At 57.1% G+C, this 26,343-nt stretch carries 26 protein-coding genes; 13 read left to right on the forward strand and 13 right to left on the reverse strand.

What is annotated here, in order from left to right:
- Window positions 1-255: 255 nt before the first annotated feature.
- Both HDF12_RS10655 and HDF12_RS10660 read left to right on the forward strand, forming a co-directional pair.
- Window positions 256-3,405, forward strand: a complete 3,150-nt coding sequence (locus HDF12_RS10655) for a TonB-dependent receptor (protein ID WP_179582749.1) — start codon at window positions 256-258, stop codon at window positions 3,403-3,405.
- Window positions 3,406-3,539: 134 nt separating this feature from the next.
- A complete protein-coding gene (locus tag HDF12_RS10660; RefSeq protein ID WP_179582751.1) occupies window positions 3,540-4,016 on the forward strand; it encodes a GNAT family N-acetyltransferase in 477 nt (158 codons plus the stop codon).
- Window positions 4,017-4,025: 9 nt separating this feature from the next.
- On the opposite strand, the gene murA is transcribed toward HDF12_RS10660, so the two are convergent.
- A complete protein-coding gene (murA, locus tag HDF12_RS10665) occupies window positions 4,026-5,306 on the reverse strand; it encodes a UDP-N-acetylglucosamine 1-carboxyvinyltransferase (protein ID WP_179582753.1) in 1,281 nt (426 codons plus the stop codon).
- A 463-nt stretch (window positions 5,307-5,769) separates the two neighbouring features.
- On the opposite strand from murA, the gene HDF12_RS10670 reads away from it, so the two are divergent.
- From HDF12_RS10670 to HDF12_RS10680, 3 genes are all read left to right on the forward strand, one after another.
- Window positions 5,770-6,507: a hypothetical protein gene (locus tag HDF12_RS10670; RefSeq protein ID WP_179582754.1), complete on the forward strand. Its 738-nt coding sequence runs from the start codon at window positions 5,770-5,772 to the stop codon at window positions 6,505-6,507.
- A gap of 128 nt (window positions 6,508-6,635) precedes the next feature.
- Entirely contained in the window at window positions 6,636-7,094 is a 459-nt protein-coding gene (locus HDF12_RS10675) for a sortase (RefSeq protein WP_179582756.1), read from the forward strand.
- A gap of 19 nt (window positions 7,095-7,113) precedes the next feature.
- The gene (locus tag HDF12_RS10680; protein ID WP_179582758.1) at window positions 7,114-8,736 is read left to right on the forward strand and encodes a hypothetical protein; all 1,623 of its coding nucleotides are present in this window, start codon (window positions 7,114-7,116) and stop codon (window positions 8,734-8,736) included.
- Between the two features lie 41 nt (window positions 8,737-8,777).
- Here HDF12_RS10680 and murQ read toward each other — a convergent pair whose 3' ends face one another.
- Window positions 8,778-9,746, reverse strand: a complete 969-nt coding sequence (murQ, locus tag HDF12_RS10685) for an N-acetylmuramic acid 6-phosphate etherase (protein WP_179582760.1) — start codon at window positions 9,744-9,746, stop codon at window positions 8,778-8,780.
- 421 nt (window positions 9,747-10,167) lie between these two features.
- On the opposite strand from murQ, the gene lepB reads away from it, so the two are divergent.
- Window positions 10,168-10,668: a signal peptidase I gene (lepB, locus tag HDF12_RS10690; RefSeq protein WP_373563916.1), complete on the forward strand. Its 501-nt coding sequence runs from the start codon at window positions 10,168-10,170 to the stop codon at window positions 10,666-10,668.
- Between the two features lie 24 nt (window positions 10,669-10,692).
- On the opposite strand, the gene tpiA is transcribed toward lepB, so the two are convergent.
- From tpiA to HDF12_RS10735, 9 genes are all read right to left on the reverse strand, one after another.
- On the reverse strand, window positions 10,693-11,454 hold the full coding sequence (gene tpiA / locus HDF12_RS10695; RefSeq protein WP_179582762.1) for a triose-phosphate isomerase: 762 nt from the start codon (window positions 11,452-11,454) through the stop codon (window positions 10,693-10,695).
- 99 nt (window positions 11,455-11,553) lie between these two features.
- Window positions 11,554-12,240, reverse strand: a complete 687-nt coding sequence (locus HDF12_RS10700; protein ID WP_179582764.1) for a hypothetical protein — start codon at window positions 12,238-12,240, stop codon at window positions 11,554-11,556.
- An 11-nt stretch (window positions 12,241-12,251) separates the two neighbouring features.
- Window positions 12,252-13,460 carry a phosphoglycerate kinase gene (locus HDF12_RS10705; RefSeq protein WP_179582766.1) on the reverse strand — a complete coding sequence of 403 codons (1,209 nt, stop codon included), beginning with the start codon at window positions 13,458-13,460 and terminating at the stop codon, window positions 12,252-12,254.
- Between the two features lies 1 nt (window position 13,461).
- Window positions 13,462-13,950, reverse strand: coding sequence for a hypothetical protein (locus tag HDF12_RS10710; RefSeq protein ID WP_179582768.1), 489 nt, complete (start codon window positions 13,948-13,950; stop codon window positions 13,462-13,464).
- A gap of 27 nt (window positions 13,951-13,977) precedes the next feature.
- Window positions 13,978-14,352: a RidA family protein gene (locus HDF12_RS10715; RefSeq protein WP_179582770.1), complete on the reverse strand. Its 375-nt coding sequence runs from the start codon at window positions 14,350-14,352 to the stop codon at window positions 13,978-13,980.
- A 26-nt stretch (window positions 14,353-14,378) separates the two neighbouring features.
- Window positions 14,379-15,509, reverse strand: a complete 1,131-nt coding sequence (locus HDF12_RS10720; protein ID WP_179582772.1) for an acyltransferase family protein — start codon at window positions 15,507-15,509, stop codon at window positions 14,379-14,381.
- Between the two features lie 54 nt (window positions 15,510-15,563).
- Complete coding sequence (locus HDF12_RS10725) at window positions 15,564-16,205, reverse strand: pyridoxamine 5'-phosphate oxidase family protein (RefSeq protein WP_179582774.1); 642 nt, start codon at window positions 16,203-16,205, stop codon at window positions 15,564-15,566.
- A gap of 123 nt (window positions 16,206-16,328) precedes the next feature.
- Window positions 16,329-17,339 (reverse strand): type I glyceraldehyde-3-phosphate dehydrogenase, encoded by a 1,011-nt coding sequence (gap, locus tag HDF12_RS10730; protein WP_179582776.1) that lies wholly within the window; start codon window positions 17,337-17,339, stop codon window positions 16,329-16,331.
- 193 nt (window positions 17,340-17,532) lie between these two features.
- Complete coding sequence (locus tag HDF12_RS10735) at window positions 17,533-17,766, reverse strand: hypothetical protein (protein WP_179582778.1); 234 nt, start codon at window positions 17,764-17,766, stop codon at window positions 17,533-17,535.
- Between the two features lie 205 nt (window positions 17,767-17,971).
- On the opposite strand from HDF12_RS10735, the gene HDF12_RS10740 reads away from it, so the two are divergent.
- From HDF12_RS10740 to HDF12_RS10765, 6 genes are all read left to right on the forward strand, one after another.
- On the forward strand, window positions 17,972-18,781 hold the full coding sequence (locus HDF12_RS10740; protein ID WP_179582780.1) for an ATP-binding protein: 810 nt from the start codon (window positions 17,972-17,974) through the stop codon (window positions 18,779-18,781).
- A 36-nt stretch (window positions 18,782-18,817) separates the two neighbouring features.
- Window positions 18,818-19,567 (forward strand): ATP-binding cassette domain-containing protein, encoded by a 750-nt coding sequence (locus HDF12_RS10745; RefSeq protein ID WP_179582782.1) that lies wholly within the window; start codon window positions 18,818-18,820, stop codon window positions 19,565-19,567.
- Window positions 19,564-20,196 (forward strand): ABC transporter permease, encoded by a 633-nt coding sequence (locus HDF12_RS10750; protein ID WP_179582784.1) that lies wholly within the window; start codon window positions 19,564-19,566, stop codon window positions 20,194-20,196. The genes HDF12_RS10745 and HDF12_RS10750 overlap by 4 nt, the downstream gene beginning before the upstream one ends.
- Complete coding sequence (locus tag HDF12_RS10755) at window positions 20,196-21,128, forward strand: glycine betaine ABC transporter substrate-binding protein (protein ID WP_257025492.1); 933 nt, start codon at window positions 20,196-20,198, stop codon at window positions 21,126-21,128. Before HDF12_RS10750 ends, HDF12_RS10755 begins: the two co-directional genes overlap by 1 nt.
- A gap of 62 nt (window positions 21,129-21,190) precedes the next feature.
- Window positions 21,191-21,688, forward strand: a complete 498-nt coding sequence (locus tag HDF12_RS10760) for a DinB family protein (protein WP_179582785.1) — start codon at window positions 21,191-21,193, stop codon at window positions 21,686-21,688.
- 114 nt (window positions 21,689-21,802) lie between these two features.
- On the forward strand, window positions 21,803-23,029 hold the full coding sequence (locus HDF12_RS10765; protein ID WP_179582786.1) for a DUF3179 domain-containing (seleno)protein: 1,227 nt from the start codon (window positions 21,803-21,805) through the stop codon (window positions 23,027-23,029).
- 1 nt (window position 23,030) lies between these two features.
- Here HDF12_RS10765 and ribA read toward each other — a convergent pair whose 3' ends face one another.
- Window positions 23,031-23,669, reverse strand: coding sequence for a GTP cyclohydrolase II (gene ribA / locus HDF12_RS10770; protein WP_179582787.1), 639 nt, complete (start codon window positions 23,667-23,669; stop codon window positions 23,031-23,033).
- Window positions 23,670-23,760: 91 nt separating this feature from the next.
- Here ribA and HDF12_RS10775 point away from each other — a divergent pair, with 91 nt between their 5' ends.
- Window positions 23,761-25,164 carry a sensor histidine kinase gene (locus HDF12_RS10775; RefSeq protein ID WP_179582788.1) on the forward strand — a complete coding sequence of 468 codons (1,404 nt, stop codon included), beginning with the start codon at window positions 23,761-23,763 and terminating at the stop codon, window positions 25,162-25,164.
- On the opposite strand, the gene bshA is transcribed toward HDF12_RS10775, so the two are convergent.
- Window positions 25,122-26,273 (reverse strand): N-acetyl-alpha-D-glucosaminyl L-malate synthase BshA, encoded by a 1,152-nt coding sequence (gene bshA, locus HDF12_RS10780; protein ID WP_179582789.1) that lies wholly within the window; start codon window positions 26,271-26,273, stop codon window positions 25,122-25,124. The genes HDF12_RS10775 and bshA overlap by 43 nt on opposite strands.
- Window positions 26,274-26,343 lie beyond the last annotated feature (70 nt).

The following is a 26,343-nucleotide window of genomic DNA, read 5'->3' on the forward strand; positions in this document are numbered from 1 at the left end:
ATGACGCTGAAATATTGACAGCTTTCAGCTGGCATGAAACTTTATATATCACACAATAGATTCCATCGTGGGATCGGTCGCAGCCCCGGTTTTTGATAGATAAACAGAGGGCAAACAAGACCGGACCACCGGCGTTGCTTAGGGCCATCGGGTGTGTTCTTGCACACTTACAACGATCAGAAGCTCTATTTCATCAGCCGTATTTCTTCCGAGTGAGTTGCCGGAGGGGATACGTGTATCCGCAGGAGGCTTGAAATGAATGCTTCACGGAAGTTCTCAAACAGGTTGTTCATCCTGATCGCGTTACTGACGGTGAGCGTTGGTATCTGCTCTGCGCAGTCGACAGCGACCTTGTCCGGTACGGTGACCGATCCAAGCGGCGCCGTAGTGCCGGGAGCGCAGGTAAAGGTCCATTCGGTTGCGACGGGGCTTGATCGCGTGGTCGTGACCGATGGATCGGGAATCTACGGTGTTCCGTCCCTCCAACCTGGGATGTATGACGTGCAGGTTTCTGCGGATGGGTTCAGTCTCTATACCCTGCAAAGGGTCAATCTGGAGGTCGATCAAAAAGCTTCGGTCAACGCTCAACTCTCTCTGTCGTCAACAGGGGCCGTTGTTCAGGTTGATAGCGGCGCTGTGCAGATCGAGACGCAGACGATGACTGTTGGGCAGGTCATCGATAAGACCACTGTTCAAGAGATTCCGTTGAATGGACGTCACTTTCTCGATCTGACGGTGCTAACCCCTGGGGGTGTGGTCGCCCCCACTGCAGGAAGTTTGACAGGGGCAAGCCGAGGATTGGGAGCCAACTCCTTCATCACCGCTGGAAATCGGGAAGACTCGGTGAACTTCCAGATCAATGGCGTGAACCTCAATGACATGAGTCAGAATCAGATCACCTTCCAGCCCTCCATCAATACGACCTCCGAGTTCAAGATCGATAACTCGACCTTTAGCGCGGAGTATGGCAGAAGTTCTGGTTCGATCGTGAACATTAGCACGCGGTCGGGTACGAATGAGTTGCATGGGGAGGTGTTTGACTACTTCCGCAACGAAGCCCTGGACGCACGGAACTACTTCAATCGGCCGAATGGTACGTCGAGTGGCAATAAAGCGCCCCTGAAGCGAAACAACTTCGGAGCTGCCGTTGGTGGACCCATCTGGAAGGGTCACACTTTCTTCTTCGCGAGCTATGAGGGTCTGCGTCAGCGTCAGGGGATTCTGCAGAACGGCACGGTCTTCTCGCCTGCGGTGCGAAATACAATCGCGACGAGCGGTGCACCGGCTGCACAGTCTCTTCTGGCTCTGGTTCCTGCTCCGAACAACGGGAACCAGTACGTTGCATTTACGCCGGGACCAGTAAATATTGATCAGGGCACCATCGACATCCTTCATCAGATCAGTTCTAATGATCAGTTGCACGGGTTCTATGCGTACCAGAAGGACGTTCGCACGGAGCCAAACCTCCAGGGCAATACGATCCCCGGCTTCGGCGATCACCGTACCGGAAGCCGGCAGATTTTGACTCTAAATGAGACACACGTCTTCAATCCGAACTTCGTGAATGAGGCGCGTCTCGGATTCAACCGGATCGTCATTAGCTTTACACCCGCAAATCAGCTGAATCCTCAAGACTTTCATATTGGCGACGACATCACCTCTGCGATAGGGATTCCGCAGATCACCGTCACTGATGTAGGCACCGGTCTGAACTTCGGTGGTCCTTCCGGCTTTCCGCAAGGCAGGTCCGATACATTCGGTGTCTTCTCCGATGCTGCAACTTTTCTGAAGGGGAGACATAGCATCAAATTCGGCGGTGAGTTCCGTCGCTTTCTGGGGGCGAGTTTTGCCTCCGACACCGGAACCATTACCTACGACACGACAGCGCATTTTGAACAGGATCTGGCTACAGGCTTCACGATCACGCCGCAAACCATCGATAGCCGTATCTATGTGAACGCCGCAGGTCTTTTTGTTCAGGACAACTTCAAACTGACGCCAAGCCTGACCCTGGAGTACGGCTTGCGGTTTGAGTGGAACGGTACCCCGACAGAAGGCGCGAACCGCCTAGTCATCTTCAATCCTAGTACCGTGTCGCTCATCCAAACTGGAACGAATGGTGTGGGTGGCATCTACCCGCAAAATTACAACTACGAGCCTCGGCTGGGCTTTGCGTGGGACGTCTTCCGCACCGGTAAGACGGTCGTTCGTGGTGGCTACGCCTACATGGCAGATCAGCCTGTGTCTGGCGTTGTAAGTGGTCTAGCGTCGAATCCACCGTTCAGCACCAAGGTTAGCTATGCCAATACGAAGGCGCCTATTCCAGTGGAGTCGCTTTTTGCATCGGCGACGGCGGCTGGTATCGCGATCAGCTCTACTAATCCGAATCTGAAGAATGCTTACACCCAGACCTACAACCTGAACTTGCAGCAGGAGGCACCCTGGGGGATTGTGACGTCGATTGGCTACTACGGATCTGTCGGAAGACATCTCCGTGCGCAGACCAACGAGAATCAACCGAATGCCGCGGGTATCCGACCATTCCCAGTTCTCTCCAGTACCAGCCCGATCAAGCCGGGAATCTCGTCGAACTCGAACATCGCGGAGATCAATGACGTAGGGTCATCGAGCTACAACGCGCTTTGGCTAGTCGCGACCAAGAATGCCGGCCATGGATTGCAGTTCAATATGAACTACACATGGTCCAAGTCGCTCGATACCAATTCGTTGGGATCGCAGGGAGGCTATACGTTCCAGGATAGTAATAATCCCGCCGGCAACTATGGTCCCTCCGATTTCGATACGCGGAACCACTACGCTGGAAATGCGATCTATAACTTGCCGTTCAAAGAAAATCGCTTTGTTGAAGGTTTCAGTCTATCCACGATCGTTCAGTATCAGACTGGCAATCCTATCAACCTGACCTACAACACATCGACCTTCACTGGAGTGGCTAACGTGATTCGGCCGAATCTTGTGGGTCCGGTAGCGACAAAGAAGATTCAGACCGGAATCGCAAATGTCACTTTCATTCAGTCCAAAGTGTGTCCAATCGGTCCGACCCTTGCGGTTCCTGCCGGATGCAGCTTCCAGAATCCGGCGACGCGGGCTACTTCTACTTCCGCGGTCGTGTCAACGGGGTTAGGAGATATCGCTCGAAATGCCATTACGGGGCCTGGATTCGCGGATGTCGATATGTCGCTTGAGAAGAATACGAAGATCACGGAACGTGTGACGTTCAAGCTTCGCATCGATACCTTCGATATTCTCAACCATCCGAACTTTGGCCAGCCCTCGGGGAATACCGCGGGATCGACCTTTGGGCAGATCTCCTCTACTCGCTTCGCGACGAGCGACGGCGGATCTTCTCGTCAACTTCAGCTAAGCGGCAAGGTCGTCTTCTAAGGATGACATCAGCCACCACCCGCCTCGCTGATACCACTCAGCGAGGCGTTTTTTATGCCTGTGTCTCGCACTTTGAGCGGTCCATGGAATTATTGCCAGATGGTAAGGTCTGCTGCCGTTAGTCTGGATATCTGATGATTGATGAGATCTCTCTTTGTGATTATCGTACGACTTATCTCGATGCGATGCATCGCCTGGATCAGGACTGTTTCTCGCCGGAGTTTCGGTTTGATAAGGAGTCGATGAGGGTTTTTGCCGAGGAGCCGGATGCCGTCGTTCGTGTCGCGGTAATTACGAATGGGGAGATTGTTGGTTTTGTAATCGTTCACATCGAGCAGATTGAAACGGAACAACGAGCTTATGTCGTGACGTTGGATGTGGCAGAGGGGTACAGAAGGCGGGGATTGGCTGGGAGACTTTTGCGGGATGCCGAGGAGCGCGCAACCGCTAGGGGAGCGCGGTGGATGGAGCTGCACGTGTTCTCAGGCAACGAGGGTGCAATCCGGTTCTATGAGCGCTCAGGGTACGGGCGAACCGGAGTAAGGCGCAGGTTTTATGGCAAATCCGGACTGGACGCTTTTGTATATCGCAAGGATCTGAAATTTGTGTGACTCTATCGGTTACTTTCTCCCGAAGACGTCTCCCATGCGGCGGATCTGAGCACCGACTCCGCGGAGTTTCTCTTCGAAGTGCTCGTAGCCGCGGTCCAGGTGATAGACACGGTCCAGGATGGTCTCGCCGTCGGCGACCAGAGCAGCCAACACAAGGGAGGCGGAGGCGCGCAGGTCCGAGCACATGACCGCGGCCGACTGCAGAGGAGTTTTGCCGCGGACGGTTGCGGTGCGGCCTGAGATGGTGATGTTCGCGCCCATGCGAATCAACTCCTGCACGTGCATGAAGCGGTTTTCGAAGATGTTTTCGATCACGGTGCTGGTGCCTTCGGCCTGGGTGGCCAGCGCCATGTACTGGGCCTGCATGTCGGTAGGGAAGCCGGGGTACTCCTCGGTGGTGATGTCGGCGGCTTTGAGTTCGCCGCCGGAGCGGACGCGGACGTGATCGGCGCCGACGTCGATTTTGACGCCGCACTGTTCGAGCTTGGAGATCAAGGCGCCGAGGTGTTTCGGTTCGCAGCAGTCGACGTTGAGGTCGCCACCGGTGATGGCGCCCGCGATGAGGAAGGTTCCGGCCTCGATGCGATCGGGATTGATGCGATGGCGTGCGCCGTGGAGCTTAGCTACGCCCTGAATACGGATGGTGCCGGTGCCAGCGCCTTCGATCTTCGCTCCCATCGCTATGAGCAGAGCGGCGAGGTCGGTGACTTCTGGCTCGCGGGCGCAGTTCTCGAAGATGGACTCTCCCTCGGCAAGAGTCGCGGCCATCAAAAGGTCTTCGGTGCCGGTGACCGTGATCTTGTCGAAGACGATGTGCGCGCCCTTCAGCCGGTCGGCACGGGCTTCCAGGTAGCCGTGATCTTGCGTGATCGTGGCGCCCATGGCCTCGAGACCGTTGATGTGAAGGTCGATGGGGCGGCCGCCGATCGCACAGCCTCCTGGCATGGCAACGCGTGCGATGCCGGTGCGTGCGATGAGCGGTCCAAGGACCAGGGAACTGGCGCGCATCGTCTTCACGATCTCGTACTTTGCGACGGGATCGGACAGAATGGCGCACTTGATGTGGGTACGGTGTTGGGCGCGGCCATAACCCAGTTCAACCTCGGCGCCCATGCTGGTCAGAAGTTTGCGCTCAGTCTCAATGTCCTGGACTTGAGGGATGTTTTCGAGGATAACCTCGTCTTCGGTGAGGATGGCGGCGGCCATGCAGGGGAGAGCGGAGTTCTTTGCTCCGGAGACTTTGATAGTGCCGAGAAGGGGATTGCCGCCGCGTACTACGAACTTGTCCATTTTGACAGTCTACGGAGATTCGACGTGGAAATGAGTAACGGCGGTGGTTCGGCCGCTCTTCTGACGAGTGAGAGACTCTTTTTCTTGATCAGATCATTGTCGCTAAATCAGTAAGCATCAAGGGTGCCTGCATTTAAGTGGCTCATTTCAAATAGCTTGACTGTGAGGCTTTCGATCGGAAAGCTGACCAATCATTGCGGATGACAGACGCGAAGCTCAAGGGCACGCGAAAATCCAAAAAGCTGACGGTTCGCTAGAGCCCGAAATTGTTTATGTGAAAAGTCTTTCAACTTCGATGGGTGTCGTAATCGGCCATTCGATTACCAATCGAATCAAATTCGAATTTCACGATTACCCGTGCCAAAAAAGTTGAGTTACTCGCATCTTCTCTTAACTGAGCGGCTAACTTTTCGCGTACACCTTGCATATCACGGGACGTAAGTTGATCCTGCAAGGAGAAACGATGCGACTCAAATCTCTCATGCTGTGTGCTTCTTTGTGCTCTTTCAGCGCGGTCTTATGGGCTGCCGGTCCGGCAACTTCCACCGCTGATTTCACGATCTCCAACCCGTCACATATTCCCGGGGCTACGCTGGAACCCGGCTCCTACACGATCCACATTGTGAACCGTCTGTCGGACCGAGTAATCCTGAAGGTTGATTCGGTGAAGGGCGACGTGCATTCAACCTTTCTTGGTATTCCAAACAGCGAGATTCAGAAGCCGGCCGCCAGTGGTCCTGTAAAGTGGGCCAACCCGGCTGACGGCTCTCTATATCTCAAGGGGTGGTATTTTGCGGGCAGCTCTTCGGTCGTAGAGTTCGTCTATCCAAAGGCTGAGGCCGTTGCGATAGCAACCTCGAATCCAGCCAAGGTGCCTGCGGTTGATCCCGCCTCCGAGGGAAAGGTCACTGATAACACGCTGTCTCAGGACGACATGCAACTGCTGACGCTATGGCTTCTGTCGCTCGAGCAGGTTAGCGGAACGGGCGACGCCGCAAAACCAGGCATCAAGGCGGAGCGATACACGCAGGTGGCCAGCGTCCAGAAGCCGGTGATCAAAGCGCTGCCTCATACCGCCAGCCCGGTTCCACTGGTATGGCTGCTTAGCTTCTGCTCCTTGATCGCTGCAGCGCTGCTGCGGCTGATCGCATCGCAGAGTCGGGTCTTCGGTCTCAATCAGAAACTGTTGCTCCGGAAGTAAGTATGCGAGTGCTCGCATACGCTGAGCGTCTTCTTTGGACGTGTGGTCTCCTTTGCGCCGGATACTGCCTGATTCTGGTTGTCCAGGCAAAGGGGACCCATAGGTTCGCGGACCGGATCGACCAGCCTGTGCCAACCAGAATCGCCTCTTCCGCCGCGCACACGACTGAGGATGTGATTGGCAGGATTGAGATTCCAGCACTCGCGTTGTCAGCACCGATCACGGCCGACTATGATGGGAGTAGTTTGCATCGGGGAGTGGGACATATTCCCGGGACCGCGGTGCCGGGTGGCCTTGGAACGGTGGGGCTGGCAGGTCATCGCGATTCGTTCTTCCGGCCGTTGCGCAGGATCGCCGCGAAGATGGAAGTGCGGTTGATCGATAAGAGTGGCACCTATCACTACGTCGTGGATTCGACTGAAATCGTGAGTCCCGACAAGGTAGAAGTGCTGAATATCGCCGCCAGGCCAGAGCTAACGCTCATCACCTGTTTTCCGTTCGACTATGTGGGCGCAGCGCCGGAACGTTTTATTGTTCATGCTCACCTTTTGTCGGCTTCCCCAGACGGGGTTTCTGCCATCCATTAAGAAGTCGGGAAGAGGTGCTATGAGATTTGAGATCCACGAAACAGTGCAGACTCCGGATCCAGAGATGGTTTTGCGCGCATTGGAGATGTGTTCACGCGAGATCTCCAGCGAGGTGGTCCGGTCTGGCGACCGACTTACGTTACGAGGTGTGGGACCGTCGCCACGATCGAAGAACAAACACGACACTACGGTGTTCCATGTGAATGCCCAGAACAACGAGACCGTAATCCAGGGAGAGGTGAACTTCCAGGCGTCGGCGCTCCTGGGAGATACGTCGCAACAGGAGGTTGTGCGGTCCAAACTGGATGATCTGTTTGAACAGATGAAGGCACAGATTCATCTCGATTCCATGCGTGTAGCTGCTTATACAGCAGCAAGAAGATCGGCCTCATCGTCAACAACCGTTTTAGACAGGCCCGATCAGAGCGCGGTCAAACTGCGGGACTTGGATCCGTCTGAAGAAAAACTGTTGCCGTCGGAAGAGAAGATTCCGCCGGTTGCGGTTCCAAAAACGGTGATTGAGGCCATTACGGCTGCTCCTGATGCAGGATGGGGTGCGGCTGCTCTCATAGGAGAGCCGGAGGAGATTGTTCTGCCCGAACGAAGTGGCGACTCTAGCCATGCCCGTATCGCGGAGCCGACCGCTGCCCCACCGGTGGCGCACCCTCTTGCAGATGTAACGAATGTCAAAGATGGTCCAGAAAGAGCCATCGATTCGGCACAGACCGTAACCCACACTGCAGAGTCAGTGCGCCCGACGGAAGCGAAGCAGACTCCTGCGAAGGGGGCTGCGCGTAATCGGGCGAATAATCCAAAGCCCGACGCTGGATCGGGACTCGAAGAAGAACTGTCATGGGAAGCTCGAATACCACCTTACCGACTTCAAGTGGAAGAAGATCGGACCCCAGGCTGGAAACGGCTTGCGTTGGGAACAACTGTGGTGGTCATGCTGTTGGCGTTAGCAGCAGGGACGTATCGTTTGTATTGGTTGCAACGGAAGGTCACCGTCAATCCCGTCTCAACCGCAGCAAAGTATGTTCCGGCTCCAGCGATTGATTCGCCGGTCGTTCCGGCACCCTTACCAGTCATGCCGAAAGCGCCCGAAGCATCATCTCCAGGCAGTACGCCTACTAAGTCAGACACAAATACCGAGACTCCCGCCAGCAGTGTGGAAGTGAAGCGATGGCTGCAAGGATGGGCGGCTTCGATGCAAACCAGAGATGCAAATGCTCAAGCCTCTTTCTACGCAGATAAGTTGGATCGCTATCTCGATCAGCGAAACGTCGGACGAGGTGCAGTCTTGCGGGACCGCGAGGCCACAATCCGCATGCGGAAGGGCCTGTGGACCGTGAAGATGGAGGACGTTATCATAGAACGGCAGACAGATTCTGAGGCTGAAGTTCGCCTTATGAAACACTTCATCGACGAACCTGAACAGTCGGAGATTTTAGAGTCCTATGTGCCGACCCGTCTCACGCTCAAGCGCATTAACGGGCAGTGGAAGATCACATCGGAGCAGGATCAACCTACCATTTCGGTCAGTCCGTGGAAGGCGCAGGGCGGAATATTGAATGAGGAAGATAAGCCGGAGATCAGGGACGAGCAGGGGAACGCCGCATGTAGGGGTGCCTGCGCTTCCTGACAATCGATGATCCCGACGACTGACGATCAATCTTTGAGCAATCAGAGTTCGAGGCGAGAGTCGTCAATCGCGAGCCGAACGTTGCCATCGGATTTGGTGAGGCGGCGTACTGCCTCCATCTTGTCAACATTAGCCTTGAGCATAACGACGGCGATGGGAATCGATTTACCCGCGGACTTGATGGTGCGGATCGCGGTATCGCGGTCAATATCGCATACCTTCATCAGGACGCGAATGCCACGCTCGACCAGTTTCGCGTTCTTCATATGCACGTTGACCATCAGGTTGTCGTAGACGTAGCCGAGACGTGTCATGGCGCCGGTGGTAATCATGTTGAGCACCATCTTCTGCGCGGAAGCGGACTTCATGCGCGTGGAGCCGGAGATGACCTCCGGTCCGACCTCGGTGATGACGGTGGTGTCAGCGACATCGGAGAGCGGGGTGTTGAGATTGCAGGTGATTGCGGCGGTCTTTGCGCCACGGGCGCGGGCGTACTCTACGGCACCCACCACGTAGGGCGTGCGGCCGCTGGCGGAGACTCCAATGACAATGTCCTTGCGAGTCGGGCGCCGACGGGCGATGTCGCGCTGGCCGATCTCTGGTGAGTCTTCGTTCACATCGGAAGCGGAGGCAAGAGCCTTGGGGCCGCCAGCCATAATGTACTGGACTTGCGAAGGAGCCGTGGAGTAGGTTGGTGGGCACTCCGAGGCGTCCAGGGAGGCGATGCGGCCGCTGGAGCCGGCTCCGACGTAGATAAGCCGGCCACCATCGCGCAGGGAGCGCGCAACAGTATCGATGACGATGGCGATCTCAGGCAGCGCTTTTTTGACTGCGGTTGCGATTTTAGCGTCTTCGTGATTTATGATTCGGGCGATCTCGAGAGCGGACTTGGTGTCGAGTCCCTCCGAGGCGGCGTTGGCGGTCTCCGTGGTGAGATCGTTGTAGTCTGCTGCGCCACGGTTGACGGGTTTGGGTGTCGGGGCCTGCTCAAGCATGGTAAGGGTTGCCATAGGTATCCTACTGTTCTGCTGGGGCAATTCTAGTCCTAACCTTCTCGAATGCGTCAAGAAAGGTTTGCCCTATGCGAGTTATCATAAAGGGTCGGGTCTATGCCGGATGATGATTGGGATGGCAAACTAAGTCGACCTGTGATAAGCAAAGTATTCTGGTTCAAGCGTGGAGTTCTCATAAATTTATGAGGCTGAACCTGGAGCCTCTGCTGGATATATGAGATGCATCTCCGCTTAATTGGTTACCCGTGCCGGGCGCTTGCGGACGGGTCGCCGGCGAGTAGGCTAGTGATTGCAACTCTTTGATTGGTGCGTCTAAATGTTAGAGGATTCAGAAGATCGCGTGGAGACCAACGGCAAGCTTCAGCCGGAGCCAGACAATCGACAGCAGATGGAGCCGACAGGCCAGCGGAAGGGAGTGATGCACTCCTGGTTGCGCGACTTGGTGATCTCCGTGGTGGTGTCGGCGTTCATCATCATCTTTCTGTATCAGCCGGTGCGAGTAGAAGGAACCAGCATGCTGCCTATGCTGGAAGACCAGGACAGGCTGTTCATCAACAAGATGGCGTACCGGGTAGGGGAGATTCATCGCGGTGACGTGGTGGTATTTCTATATCCGCATGACCACGAAAAGAGCTATATCAAGCGGGTGATCGCGCTGCCAGGGGATACGCTGCGGATCGATCATGGGCAGGTAATCGTGAACGGAGCGCGGGTTGCGGAGAGTTACGTGCCAAAGCGGTTTGCCGATGACAGATCGCAACCGGAGATGACCGTTCCAGGACACGAATATTTTGTGATGGGGGATCATCGGTCGATCTCGAGCGACAGCCGCGACTTCGGGCCGGTCGATCGAGATTTGATCTACGGCAAGGCGGCCTTTGTGTACTGGCCGATGGACCAGGCTGGGGTAGTCCGCTAGACAGAGCAGTACTGCGAAGAATCTTCAGGCAGTGGTGGAGTTGTGGATGATCTCGGCGAACGATCTGGCTTGCAGGCTCGCCCCTCCTACCAGCGCGCCATCGATCTCGGGCTGGGACATCAGGCTGGCGACATTGTCGGGTTTAACGGAGCCGCCATAGAGGATACGCATGCCGCTGGCGCAGGGAAGGCCGAGATGTGTGGCGACCTCGCGTCGGATGATGGCGTGGGCTTCGTTGGCCTGCTCCGGCGTAGCGACGCTGCCAGTGCCGATCGCCCAAACGGGTTCGTACGCAATAACGACGTTCCCGCAGGAAGCTCCCTTGATGCCGTTGAGCGCGCAGGCGATCTGCCAGCGGAGAACGGCTTCTGTCAGGCCCGACTGTCGCTTGTCAAGCGTTTCGCCAACACAGACGACGGGGATAAGGTCGTGATCGAGGGCGGCCTTTAGCTTGAGATTGACCATGTCGTCGGTCTCGTGGGCGTAGATGCGGCGCTCTGAGTGGCCCAGCAACACGCGGGTGCAGTCAATGCTTTCGAGCATGGTTGGAGAGGTCTGACCGGTGTACGGTCCTTCGTTCAGCCAGTGCATCGTCTGTGCTCCGGCGGTAACGTTCGTGCCCTTTGTCGCCTCGATGACATAGCCAAGTGAAGACATCGTGGGGAAGATCGCGATCTCGCTGGCGGTGTGGTCCTTGACCAGGGGAAGGAACTCGTTAAGGAAGGCTAAGGACTCTTTGGGCGTCTTGTACATCTTCCAGTTGGCGGCGATCAATGGCTTTCGCATGTGCGAATCAGTATTCCATCTTCACGCCTTCAAGGGAAGGGAGGGAGAGCCTGAACGGGTGGAGCTTTATGTCGGTAGGCATGGCCAGGGTTGGTGAGGTCATTTTGAATCAGCCTCAATTTGGATCGAAACTGGACAACCTTCCATTTCTCGCTCGGATATGAAGGTCACAAGATCGAACACGAAGGCGCGAACCTCGGAGTTAGCAGACTTTAAATTGCGGATCAACAGCGTGTAGGGAATCTCTACGGCGTTGATGCTGCCCGTAACGATGCTGTCATTCAAAGCGCTAAAACTTTTTCCATGCCAAGATGGAGAACCTAACACTGTAAAGAGTGATTCGTAGATGTCGTCCTTCTTTTTCCAGTTAGAGGCGTCAAGGTGCAGACGTGGAACGTTCCGCAGCATGTCAAGGGGTCTGCGAAAGGCAATCGTACCGGGCCATGTTGCCATTGCCGGAATGAAGTCGAACTCATTTACTCCGGTGCGAAGGGAATCCGAGTCATCGACGCCGACGAAGTTCAACTTAGCCATTTTCGGGTGGTGCAGATCGACTGCACTAAGCTCACTCAAACTGTTATATTCGCGAGCGCTCAAGTCTTTAACTGTGAAGGTCGTACAAACTGCTTCAGGCAGCCACATTTCGCCGACAGCTTTTCGCACCGACAGCGCACGTTCCTTATTCTGTGGGGTGTCGACCATCCAGATAGGCATATATCTGGCAAGAGTATCGACCGCGGATTCGCTGCAGTCAGGATCGACGATAACCGCTATTTCCCATGCCATTAGCGGAATCCCTACTTATTCGTCAGCGCGGCGACGCCGGGCAGGGTTTTGCCTTCGAGGAATTCGAGGCTGGCCCCGCCGCCGGTGGAGATGTGGGTGATGCGGCTCGCGACTCCAGACTGCTGGATGGCCGCGACCGAGTCTCCCCCGCCGACAATAGTGGTCGCGTCATGATTGCGTGCAACGGCGGCGGCAATCTCGTTGGTGCCGCGAGCGAAGGCGGGCATCTCGAAGACTCCCATGGGGCCGTTCCAGATGATGGTTCGAGCTTCGGCAATCTCTTCTTCAAAGAGCGCAATGGATTTGGGGCCGATGTCGAGCGCCATCAGATCTTCTGGAAAGGAGCCATCGCCAGCGAAGACCCGGGTCTTTGCGTTAGGAGCGAACTTGTCGGCCAGAATGTGGTCGACGGGGAGAAGGAAGCGGACGCCCATGGTCTTTGCCTTCTCAAGCGCGGCCTTGGCGACGTCGATCTTATCGGGTTCGACGAGAGACATGCCAGTGCTCTGTCCCTGCGCGTTGAGAAAGGTGTAGGCCATGCCGCCGCCGATGATAATCGCATCGGCCTTTTCCAACAGATTGTCAATGACCTTGATCTTGTCCGACACCTTCGCTCCACCAATGATCGCGACAAACGGTTTGTCGGGTTCAGCAAGGGCTTTTCCGAGGTAGGTCAGCTCTTTCTCCATCAGAAGACCGGCAGCCGATTGTTTTACGAAGTGAGTGACGCCTTCCGTCGAGGCGTGAGCACGATGTGCGCTGCCAAACGCGTCGTTGACGTAGATGTCACAGAGCGAGGCGAGCTTTTGCGCGAAGACAGGATCGTTGGCCTCCTCCTCGGCGTGGAAGCGGAGGTTCTCGAGCAGGAGCGGCTGGCCGGATTCGAGATTGAGCGCCATTTCGCTGGCGACGATGCCAATACAGTCAGGGGAGAATGCTACGTTTTCGTCATCGCCCAGGATGTGGTCGAGTCTGGTGCGGAGATGATCGACGAGAGGGCGAAGGCTCATGGAGGCCACCGGCTTGCCTTTGGGTCGGCCGAGATGGGAACAGAGGATGACCTTGGCCTTGTGGCGGAGGGCGTACTCGATCGTGGGCAGGGTCTCCCGAATGCGAGTGTCATCGGTGATGATGCCGTCTTTGAGAGGGACGTTGAAGTCGACGCGAATGAGGACGCGCTTGTCGGTTAGGTCGAGGTCGCGAATCGATAGCTTGGCCATGTCAGTTAGAGGATACCCGAGATGATGGCGCGAAGCGTTGGTTGGCCAAAGATATCGGCAGCCCAACCAAGAGGACCATGGCGCCGATGCTATTGATAAGGACCGCGAGAGTGGGCTCGTTCTTAGGGTAGAGGTTCGTGTGTGGAAGCACCAGATAGTACATAACACCGTAGATAAAAGCTCCGTAGAGCAGCCCGGCCAGGATGGCGTGGCGAGTAAGGAAAGGCAGAACACGTGCCACGAGGACGAAGAGCGTCGCCCATACTAGTGCGATGAAGAGATGCGCCGCCAGGCCGAGTAGAACGCTGGGGATGCCGTCGGAGTATGAGGCGCGGCCAAGGATGCCGCTCGCGATCGCCTGCGGTATCTGCCTGGGAGGTATTCCGCGCAGGCCATAGAAGATGATCGGATCGACCATGTCGAGGAGAGCGGCCACCATCGCGCCGATCAGGATTGCCTTCGGGACGGAGCGGCTCAAGTCGTTTGGCATGGGAAATTCTAAAGCATCCCGAGAAGATTATTCGGGGATGAAGGCGTCGACTTCGATCTCGATGCGCCAGGCTGGGTTGAGCAGCGCGGCCACGACCACCATGGTGGCGGCGGGAAGAATCAGGCCAAAGAATTGGCCGTGAACACGGCCAGCGGCCTCCCAGTCTTCCGCGCGGGTGAGATACATACGGGTGCGGTACACATGATCAATCGAGCTACCGGCGTTTCTGAGCGCGGCGGCGATTAGGGTCAGGCATTGGTCAGTCTGTTCCGCGACGTCCGCCGCGTCTGCGCCTACGGGGCCGGTGCCGGAGACGTGGACATGGTTGCCGATGCGGACGGCGCGGGAGAAGCCGATGACTGGCTCGAAGGGTGACGTGCCGGGGATATTTTTTCTGATCATATTGTGCCTGCGATGTCCTTTCGAGGCTAAACGGCCACTTTGGCCTCGGTCTTTTTGCGGAGAAGCAGATTACGAACGACGTCGCGCATCGGCTCTTCGTAATATAGAAAAATCAAGCAACAAAGAATAATGAGGACTAACGGAGAGAGAACCGCGTCGAGACCTGGGTGGGAGCGGCTTAGCAGGCGGTGAACGCCTTCGCGGACGAGTGCTTGCAGAAGATAGATCGAGAAGCTGGCGCCGCCCAGCAGAAGCATTGGCCGGCTGGAGAGAAGATTGGTGAGCCATCCACGGCCATTGGCGAGACGATAGATTGACCAGCCGAAGCAAAGGACAGCAGCCAGCGAAGTCAGCAAATCTCCGACCCCGCTGGCAATCAGGACGCAGCACGGAAGGATACCGGCGGCCGTGATCCAGTCGTTGGTTGGGACATCAGGTTCGCGGTTGCGCTTCTCCAGGAAGAGCGCCCCAAGAACCATGCCAAGCGCAAACTCTGGCAGACAGAGGACGGGGAGGATGATTGAGCGGGTAAGCCATGTCGCCGTCATCAACGGATGGAAAAGGGGGGTGCGGAGGGCCACATTGAGGAGAAAAAGCGCTGCCGCGCAAAGCCAGAGTGTAGCCGTGTTCCGGGCGCGGCGCAGGGGGAACAGAAGTAGCGGGAAGCAGATGTAGAAGAACGCCTCCACGGAGAGCGTCCAGGCTTGAATGATCCACGCGTAGCCAGTACCCGAAACCGGAGGCACCCACGATTGCAGCATGGGGAAGATCAGGAGTTCCCCGCGGTCAGGAAGACGCCCATGAAGGGGGATACTGATGGCGATGGCCAACAGATAAACCGGGTAAAGCCGGGCGACACGCGCAACGAAGAACTTGTAGATGTCGCGAGGAGTCTGCAGATTGCCCTGGTATGTGTAGAAAAGAATAAAGCCCGAGAGCATGAAGAAGAGCGCGACGCCGAGCTCGCCGTGCTGCAGGAAGACCGTGATGGGATGCGGCATGTGGGCCCGTTCGGTGAAGGCCGCCCCAAAGTGAAAAGCCAGGACCCAGATTGCCGCGAAGAAGCGAATCCCGGTCAGAGCGTGAAGGCCGCCCCGCCGAATTCGCTTTCCGGGCGTTGGAACTAGACCCTCGTGAAGCAACTCTGCAGTGGACATGGCGCCAAGTATATAGGGAGGCGGATCGTGACGGGAGCCGCTAACAGAGGCGCTTCAGGTTCGTTCGATCTTCGATCGGGCGTGGAGCTCCTCACGTAGCTTTGCGTTCTCTGCATCGAGCTTAGCGAGTCTTTGAGAAAGCGGTGCGATGACCTGCTGAATCTCCTCCGCCGTGTAGCGAGGAGTGATGTGTTGCGGACAGTTCCAGTCAAACGCTTCAACGTGGACGAGGATGACTCTCTCGATGACCGAAGACTTGTCCGTAGGTCGGAAGGATTCGATCAGCGCCGGGGTTTCGGAATCATGCTCATGGACCTCGACGCGGCCAAGAACTTTGAGACGCGTCTGGTTTGGATAATCCATGAAGAAAAGTGCGACACGTGCGTCATGGTCGAAGTTTCCCAGGCTGATGTACTGCTTATTCCCGCGCAAATCCGCGAAACCGAGGAGGCCCGGCTCGATGACCCGGACGAAACCCTTCGGACCACCGCGGTGTTGCACGTAAGGCCAGCCCGTCTCGCTGACCGAAGCCATGTAGAAGCTGTCCCGCAGCGCGATGAAAGCCTGCTCATCTCGGGCAAGAGTATTGCCCGACGGCGAATGCTCCGTCATGCGCTCATACTGGCGTCTGCTGCCGTGCTCCTGCTGATGTTGTTTGACGAGTGGGGTGAAGGCTAGTTCTTGAAAGCGACCCATAGTGCACGCTCGATCCGGGCAGGTGGACTCGCTGCCAAGAGATTCGATTCGAGATGGGTTAGAGATGATGCAGAATGTGCCCAGGCAGCAGCGGGAACTGCCACTACCCGGGCGTCCTCATGTCTAGAGGCCTTTTTTTACAAGGAAGGTAATGAGATCTTTCACGCGGTTGGAGTAACCCCACTCGTTGTCATACCAGCTGATCACCTTGCCGGTGTTCTGGCCGACGACCTTGGTCAGCTTGCTGTCGACGATGCTGCTGAGGGGGTTGCCCTTGAAGTCGGAGGAAACAAGTTCCTCGTCGGTGAAGCCCAGAATTCCCTTCAACTCACCATCAGCGGCCTTCTTGAGAGCTTCGTTGATCGACTTATCAGTGATGGGCTTCTCGGAGACGAACGTGAGGTCAACCACAGAGACATTCGGGGTCGGAACGCGCATCGAGAAGCCGTCGAGCTTCCCGTCCATTGCAGGAACGACGAGCCTCAGGGCTTTGGCGGCTCCAGTGCTCGATGGAATCATCGAGAGGGCGGCAGCGCGGGCGCGACGCAGGTCCTTGTGTGGGGTATCGAGAATGACCTGATCGTTGGTGTAGCTGTGGATCGTGGTCATGATGCCGGAGGCGATGCCGAAGGTATCGTGCAACACCTTGACCACCGGCGCGAGGCAGTTGGTCGTACAGCTCGCATTCGAGATGACGTTGTGCTTTGCAGCCTCGTACTTGCCGTCGTTCACGCCGAGCACAAGGGTGATGTCCTCGTTGGTCGCAGGGGCAGAGATGATGACCTTCTTTACTGTGCTGCCAAGGTGCGCCTTGGCCTTCTCGGCGTCGGTAAAGAAGCCGGTGGACTCAACCACAATCTGCGCTCCGACCGAGGCCCAGTCCAGCTTGGCCGGATCGCGCTCAGCGAAGACTTTGATCTTCTTCCCATCGACCGCGATGAAATCGGATCCGTGGGTGATCTCGTTCTTCAGGTTGCCGAGGATGGAGTCGTATTTGAGGAGGTGTGCCAGCGTGGCGGGGGTAGTTAGGTCGTTTACGGCTACGAATTCAATGTCAGGGTTTCCTAAAGCGGAGCGGAATACGTTGCGTCCAATGCGGCCGAAGCCGTTGATGCCTACCTTTACAGCTGCCATGATTGTCGGTTACTCCTGTCGTGTTTGCTGCGTTATCTATCCGTATGACCATTGTAGAGCGCGGCGAACGGCTCTGCACGCCATCAGAGCGGGATGCTACCACTCGAGCCGATGCGGCGCAAACTTCGGCGCGGCTTCTCGCGACCACGCAGCAGTGACAGACGGCGAGACGAATCGCTCATCAACCATTTATTTAGAAGTTGAAAAACTTTTCGCGAAGGGCGTCTTCGTAGTTTTTCTTGGCCTCTTTTGCCTTCTCTCGAGCATCTTCCTCACGCGAGTCGGCGGCCTCCCAGGCATCAATCTCTGCCTCGGAGTGATTGACCGATGCGAGCGCCTCTTCTTCGCGGATGGCGGTGACCCATTGATCGACAGCTTCTTTGTATGCGGCCTGCATCTGGTTCAGATCGGACACTTCAACAGCCATGGTCCACCTCTTTTACTTGCGACACTACTGCAGATATGTGAAATGACGATGTAAGCCGCTGAGAAAAAGAGAGATGAGAGTGTCAAGTTCGGATCATCGGGGTGGTCGGCGGAGTATCGCAAGAGGTGCGAGGGATTTGCGGGAGGCTTCGGCGCTGTGTTACAAGCGTCCTATGCGCGAATTGCGCGAATGGATAAGCGAAAAGATGAGACGACGCCCTAGACGTGGACCGAATGATTCGGAGTCCACGGGGAAAAGTGGGCAGGAGTTGCCCTCGAACCAGCCAGCTCCCCTAAGACCAACCTACCCGGAGGCTGCGCCGGTACGCGCCGCAGAGTCCGCGCCAGTCAAGGCTGAACAACCCGTTGAACCAACCGCCGCAACCGAACCCATGGTGACCGCGACCGTGACAGCAGCGGAGCATTCAGAGCCTGCTGAGCCCAAGATGGTGATGGAGACCCAGCCAGAGTCGCTCGGAACGCCACCTGCAGAGTTGACGGCGACGAAATCCCCGAAAGGTTACGTCGTGCTTGCGATCGGTCTGCCCGGCTCGGGTAAGACGACCTGGTATAAGCGTCGGGGCGTAACGCCTCTATCGAGCGACCTGCTGCGCACTCTCCTATTCGACGACATCACCGAACAGCGCTATCAGGGACTCGTATTTTCGACGTTGCGAAGCCTGCTGCGGGCTCGCCTGATCGCCAAGATGCCGTGGAACTACGTCGACGCGACGAACCTGTCACCTCACGAGCGCAGGCAGTGGATCAAGATGGCTAAGAGCTTCGGCTACGAGGTTCAAGCGGTGTTCTTCGACGTGCCATTGGCTGTATGCATGGAACGGAACTCGAAGCGCGATCGCCAGGTGACCGACGAAGTGATGCAGAAGATGGCCGAGCGCCTCAAACCGCCCACCTTCAAGGAAGGTTTCGAAAAGATCACGGTAGTGCGCGTAAAGGGTCAGCCCGGCACGGCAGGAGAGCCAACGGCTGATACCGTCCCGGAGACCGCAGAGTAGCGTCGCAGCTCGCCACAGCAGGTTAGAGTAAAAGACATGCCCACGGTTGGCGTTGAGTTCGCGAAGGTGAGCTATACGCTGGCAGGTGGGCGTGTTTTATTCCATGACGTCTCTTTGCAGCTCGAGGCGGGAACGACAACAGCCCTGCTGGGACGCAGTGGATCTGGCAAAACCACACTGCTACGCATGGTGAACAGGCTCGTGACGCCTAGCGAAGGTGAGGTGCTGGTCGCAGGTAATCTCATGCAAAGTGGCGACATCGTAGCGCTGCGGCGCAGTATCGGGTACGTCATCCAGGAGACGGGACTGTTTCCCCACATGACCGTGGAGCGTAATGCCGGCATGGCGCTCGAACTCGCAGGACGTTCCAAGCAGCAGATCGCAGAACGCGTTCGCGAGGTTATGTCACTCGTGGGACTCGAGTATGAAGAGTTTCGCGGACGCTACCCATGGCAACTCTCAGGCGGCCAACGTCAGCGTGTGGGGCTCGCACGCGCGCTTGCAACCGACCCCACCGTGCTTTTGATGGATGAGCCATTTGGCGCGCTCGATCCGTTGACCCGCGCCGAGATGCAGACCATGCTGCGAGATCTGCTGAAGAAGGTAGGGAAGACGGTCTTGCTGGTGACTCATGATCTCGATGAAGCTCTCTACCTGGCCAGCCGAGTAGTGTTTCTCTCGGAAGGTACAGTGGTGGCAGATCTCAGTGCGGGAGAGGTTGCGCGGTCAGAAAACCTTCATGTGAAAGATTATGTTAATGCCGTACATCGCACGGTGCAAGCATGATGAACTTTCTCCGACAGAACGGATATGACATAGGTCGGCTGACGTTCGAGCATCTCTGGCTGACCCTGTCAGCGATGTTGTTAGCAGCGGCGATTGGATTGCCGCTGGGAGTCCTGCTGACGCGAACGCAGGCGCTCGCCAAGCCCATCATCGGTTTTGCGAATGTCCTGCAAACCGTTCCGAGCCTCGCTCTCTTTGGGCTGTTGCTTCCAGTCCCGTGGTTGGGAGAGAACGCGGCCCGGCTGGCGATCCTGGCGCTGACCGGGTACGCCCTGTTGCCCATTCTGCGGAACACCTACGCAGGGATTGGAAGCGTGGACCCTGCACTGGTAGACGTGGCTAACGCGATGGGGATGACCTCCTGGCAGCGGCTGCTGAAGGTGGAACTGCCGCTGGCTGCGAGCGTGATTCTCGCCGGTCTTCGAACGGCGACCGTGACCTGTGTGGGTGTCGCTACCATTGCAGCCGCGATCGGAGCGGGTGGCTTGGGAGAGCTCATCTTTCGCGGCGTCGCCAGCGTCGATAACGGGCTGGTACTGGCAGGCGCGATTCCGGCAGCGCTCTTGGCCTTAGTCGCGGATGCGGGACTGGGCTTATTGGAAAAACGATTGGCCGTGAGGAGAGTCTGATGGATGCCGATTGCATTCTGCGCCGGCTGGCTTCGATGATTCTGTCGTTGTTCCTCGTCGGGTTCCTCGTCGGATTGATCGCCTGCGCCCCGCCGAGATCCTCACGAATTACGATTGGTGCGAAGAACTTCACCGAGCAGGTGGTGCTGGGAGAGATGCTCTCCCAGGAGATCGAGGCGGTGACCGGCGAGCAGGTGGATCGGCGATTTTATCTGGCCGGAAGTTATCTCTGCCAGCAGGCGCTGGTCAGTGGACGCATCGATGGATACGTGGAGTACACAGGGACAGCGTTGACGGCAATCCTGAAGCAGCCACTTCCTCCGATGGGCCAGCGGGATGAGGCGACGGTATTTCGTGAGGTCAGCAGTCTGTACGCCTCGAAGTACCGGGTGAAGGTAGGTCCCGGACTCGGGTTCGAAGACACATTCGCAATGGTGGTGCGCGGTGACGATGCGAAGCGTCTGGGCGTGAAGACGATCTCGGACGCCGTGAAGACTACGCCCGATCCTAGCGGTTGGAGGCTTGGGGTGGGTTATGAGTTTCAATCACGGCCCGATGGTCTGCGCGGCCTTGAGGCTACCTATGGACTAAAGTTCGCAGGCGATCCTCGAACGATGGATCTAGGACTGCTCTATCGCGCACTGTCGAGCAATCAAGTCGACATGGTCGCGGGCAACTCAACCGACGGGCCCATACGAGCACTCGGATTCGTGGTGCTGGAGGACGACAAGCACTACTTTCCGCCGTACGAAGCCGTGCCGTTGATACGCCAGGATTCTCTGCAGCGGCATCCGGGAATTCAGATCGCAATGGACCGGCTGGCAGGCAAGGTGAGCGCAGACGAGGTACGCGGAATGAACTATGCGGTGGACTCCGAGCACAGGGATGTGGCGGACGTGGTGAGGGAGTTCCGTAAGTCAAAGGCACTCTGAGTTGGAGGTTATCCGCAGCGCCGACTCCGGACTTTCGCGGTCGAGCGACGGGAGGGATGTTGATGGTTGAACCATGGTTGCGTGGGACGTTGACCGAAATCGACGCAGTGCGGCGACAGGTGCTGCACGCTCTGGAACTGGCGGCGGAGGACGTCGAGCGGTGGTGTGCAGGATTGAGCGATGAGGAGATAAACGCGCGGCCGTTTGGCATAGCTCCGGTGGCGTTTCATCTCCGTCACATCGCGCGAAGCCTTGATCGTCTGCTGACTTATGCGGAGGGTGGGGCTTTATCCAGGATGCAAATTGATGCGCTGGCCAGCGAGATGCAGGGCGGTGCATCTGCCGAGGTTGTGCTCGTTGAGGTTCGGGCTGCATTGGGGGAGGCGCGGCAGCGCGTGTTGATGGTCTCGGAGGGAAGTTATGAAGATCCGCGTGGAGTGGGCCGGGCGCTGTTGCCCAGCACGGTAGGCGGACTGCTTGTCCATTGCGCGGAGCATACGCAGCGGCACATCGGACAGGCTGTGACAACCGCGAAGGTCGTGATGGGAGCGCGTAGTTAAATGGCTCATCTCTTGTTAGAAGGGCTATGTCATCCGATAGATGGATTGAAAGATCCTCCGTTTGCACGGTTGACTGTTTTCAATGGACCGCGTTGAATCGCTGCGAGGAAGAACATGCCACAGACGCAAGAGATACAAGCGGTACGAAACAAAACCGGATATTTTTTCGCCCTTGCGTCGGTGTGCACCATCATTTCGGCTGCCTGCGTCGCCATTCCGTTGTTTGTCATTCGCCCATTCCGCCCTCAGGGTGCGCGCGAGTTGGAGATCGCTCTGGCCGTTCGTCACGCCGGCCCCTGGCTTGCCGGCTTGTGCGCTATGGTCATATTGCTGCTGGTGTTTCGCCTCTGGAAGTCCGCACGGGTTGGCGCTCGGATCGCACTAGTCTGCTTGCTTCTGCTTACATTCGCGAGCGCTGCATTTACCCATGTCAACATTTTCGAAAAGATGTTTCACCCCTACGATTTGCCCTCATTCGAAAGCGCATACGAGGCAAAAGTCGACTCCGACGACAAGGTGCTCGCTGTCAGAGTCGGACAGGAAGCACGAGCCTATCCGATCCGCACCATGGGCTATCACCATATTGTGAACGACACGGTAGGCGGTGTCCCGATCGCCGTGACCTATTGCACGTTGTGTCACACAGGGCTGGTCTGGAGCCGAGTCGTCGATGGAAAGCTACTGCATTTTCGTCTTGCCGGCATCAACAACGGCAACGCTCTCCTGCGGGATGAGCAGACCAGCAGCATCTGGCAGCAGAGCACCGGCGAAGCCATCTTCGGTCCGCTGAAGGGGCAGCAACTCAAGCTCGTTCGGAGCAACGAGTTGACCTTCGCTTTGTGGAAGAGCGAGGAGCCGCATGGGCAGGTACTGAAGTCGGACCCATCCTATGCAGCAGAGTACGACCCGAAAGACTGGGAGAAGCATGTCGCCAAGACAACAACAGTGGTCGACACAACACGCTCCGGGATTGGACCGCATCAGCTGATGCTGGGAGTCACCGTGGCAGGGCAGAGCAAGGCTTATCCGATTGAGGCGGTCCTCGCCGCAAAACTGATTCAGGATAGGGTTGGAGGCGTGCCCGTTATCGTGGTGGTCGGGCCTGACGGCGCATCAATCAGGGTGTTCGAAGGAGCGCTCGAGAATAAGCCGGTGGCGTTTGCGCGAGGCCCAGGCGACGAGGGAATGAGCGATCTCAACACGGGCAGCTACTGGAGCTTTCAGGGTTGCGCCGTAGAGGGATCGCTTAAGGGACGCTGCTTGGTGGAGATCGACGCGCACAAAGACTACTGGTTCGACTGGATGAATCACCATCCCGAATCAGCGGTATTCAAGAATTGAGCTAGCTGACGAGGTGGCCCATCTTCTCGCGCTTGGTCTGGAGGTAGCGCTCGTTGGTAGGTTCGCTCGGGACCTCGGCGGAGATGCGCTCAATCACCTTGATGCCGGCAAGCTCCAGAGCTTCCACCTTCTCTGGATTGTTGGTGATAAGCCGGACCTCAGTGATCCCCATCTGCTTGAGGATCTGCGCAGGCAGCTCAAAGTGGCGGCAGTCGGCCTCGTAGCCAAGTTCAAGATTTGCCTCGATCGTGTCGAGACCCTTGTCCTGCAACTCATAGGCACGCAACTTCGCCATCAGTCCTATTCCGCGCCCCTCCTGCTGTTCGTAGAGCATAATGCCCGTGCCTTCGTCGGTGATCAGGGCCATGGCGAGTTCGAACTGCTGACGGCAGTCGCACCGCAGGGAGTGGAAGACATCGCCCGTAAGGCACTGCGAGTGGATCCGCACAATCGGAGGTGCTGCGTGAACGTCGCCCATCACCAGAGCGACCGCTCCCTCTACGCGTATGGCCGGCGGAGGGATGTTGTCGTTGCAGGCGGCTGGGTTTTCGATCACACCCTCGAAGCCGAGGATACGGAAGTGCCCCCAGCGGGTTGGAAAGTCGGCGTCGGCTACTTTGGTAACACTTGCGAACGGCATCTCTTGATTATACGTTTCCTGCTTCATGGACATTAGATTGCTCAGACAGGCTGCTGGATGCGAAGTTGCATTAGGGGCGTAAAGTAGTGGTGTGACTCAGCCCGATCCCAAGCTGATTTTGATTACGCTGTTGATAGAACTGGGCGTGGCCGCAGCGGTTTCGAGCTCGCTGGCGCGATCGACCCGTTTCAAAAATCTCCTCCTGTTGCCGCGTCGAACTCCACGGCAGACGGCCTGGCTCGTCATCATCATCTGCGTGCCGCTAACTCTTGGCGTATGGGTCCGCACCGCCGTCCCCAACTTCCTGGCCGCCGATCTCTCCTTCGAAACCACGATTTTATTGGGAATTCTAGTGGGGCCACTCGCTGCAATGGCGGGCGGAGCGACGCTTGCAATTCCAGCCGTACTTCACCATGAGTACTGGACTCTCCCGGTAAATCTTGCGATTGCCGCGATCGCCGGAGCCTTCGGCCGCTTTGCTGACCCCGAAGACGTGTGGTCGTTCTCCCCCATGATAGACCTGAGCATCTATCGCTGGGTCACACGTAACCTGCGACGGCCGCAGCTCGATCGTCAGATTCTGTTGCTTCTCCTGGTAGCCGGTATGCAGCTCGGGACCAGTGCGCTATCGCATTACTTCCCGAGGTACTTCTTCGAACTGAACTCCAGAGAGTGGTGGGTGCAGTTGTTGATCTGCGCCACCGCGCCAATCGTCGTCGGAATTCCACTCAAGATCTGGAATGCGATTCGCGTCGAAAGAAAGCTGGAGGAGCAGGGAAGGCTGCTGCTCGAGGCTCGCCTGGATGCGTTACAACGACAGATCAACCCACACTTTCTGTTCAACACCCTGAACTCGATCACCTCCCTGGTCCGCTCACAGCCGGAGTTGGCGCGAGAGATGATCGTCAAGCTGGCCAACATCCTGCGCGTGCTCTTGAAAGACCGCGAGGCCTTCCTGCCGCTCAGCGAAGAGCTGCGCTTTACCGACGATTATCTGGACATCGAAGTAGTGCGTTTCGGTGACAAGCTGAAGGTCGTCAAGGAGATTGCCAATAACACACTGGACATCGTGGTGCCCGGAATGCTCCTCCAGCCGCTTATTGAAAACAGCATCAAACATGGCCTCGAGCCGCGAATCAGCGGTGGCACTGTTACGATCCGCAGCCGGATTACGGAAGAAAGAAGGCTGATGGTCGAGATAGAAGATGACGGCGTCGGAATGGCTCCAGAGCGCATCGACGTCTCTCTGGTGAGCGGCCTGGTTCGTCCCGGAAACGGCATCGGGGTACGCAACGTGCGCGAGCGCATGCAGGTTTTATACGGTGACCTGGCGACCGTCGATATCAACAGCCGTCCGGGTCGAGGGACAAAGGTTACGCTGTTGATGCCGATTCTGGACGCAGGCGCCGAAACCTGGGGACCGATCGGTGGCGCGGCGGGGCAGGCCATCAGTCACATGGTCGAAGACGCGGTGCGCGCAATGACCCGGTCGTAATAGTCCTCGTAGAGCGGAATCACTCGAGAGGCGCAGAAGTGATCCTGAGCAGTCTTACGACCTGCTCGCGCCATAGCGTCGAGACGCGGCTGATCGCTTAGAAGCGAGATCGCGGCGGCGGACATCGAATCGACGTCGCCCACATCAAAGAGGAGGCCGTTATGTCCGTCTTGAATAAGCTCCGGAACTCCGCCGACGCGTGTCCCGATGGTGGGAACGCTGCACGCCATGGCCTCAAGCGCAGCCAGTCCGAACGACTCCATCTCGCTGGGCATCAGCATTAGATCAGCCAGCGGCAGCAACTCGTTGACGTTATCCTGTTTCCCGATGAAATGTACCCGATCCTGCACGTTGTGCTCACGTGCGAGATACTCGGCGACGCTGCGGTCGGGGCCGTCGCCAATCAACATCAGGCGAGCCGGCATGCTCTTCGCGACGCGGGCAAAGACTTTCACGACGTCCTGTATGCGTTTGACTGGCCGAAAGTTGGAGAGGTGAACCAGCAGCCGTTCGTTCGGCTCTGCGAACCGCGGACGCATCGCAGCCACCAAGTCTGGATCGCGAAGGTAGACATCGCAGTTCACAAAGTTGCGGATCACCTCGATCTCGGACGTGATCGCGAAGGCCTCGCGTGTGCGGTCGCGGAGGTAGCTCGATATGCTGGTGACCCCGTCCGACTGTTCGATACCGAATCTTGTTATAGGAAGATACGAGCGATCCAGTCCGACCAACGTGATGTCGGTGCCGTGAAGCGTCGTGATGAATGGCAGATGAATCCCCCGCGTGGCGAGCATCTGTCGTGCCAGCAACGCACTCACCGAGTGAGGAATCGCGTAATGAACATGCAGCAGATCCAGCGAATAGAACTCAGCAACCTCGGCCATCCGAGTCGCGAGCGCAAGATCATACGGCGGGTGTTCAAACAGCGGGTAGTTTGAAACCGCAACCTCGTGAAAATGAATATTCGATTCCCGGCCGCTGAGACGAAAGGGTTGCGAGTAAGTGATGAAGTGAATCTCGTGGCCACGCGAAGCCAGTTCAATGCCGAGCTCAGTAGCCACGACGCCGCTGCCGCCGTAGGTGGGATAACAGGTGATGCCGATCTTCATAGTCTTCCCTTACTTTTCGCCTGCATGCATCACTCCTGCTATTGGACGAAGCAAAGGTCTCGTTGGACTC

Origin of the sequence: Tunturiibacter gelidiferens, assembly GCF_013410115.1 — a bacterium.
Lineage (GTDB): Bacteria > Acidobacteriota > Terriglobia > Terriglobales > Acidobacteriaceae > Edaphobacter > Edaphobacter gelidiferens.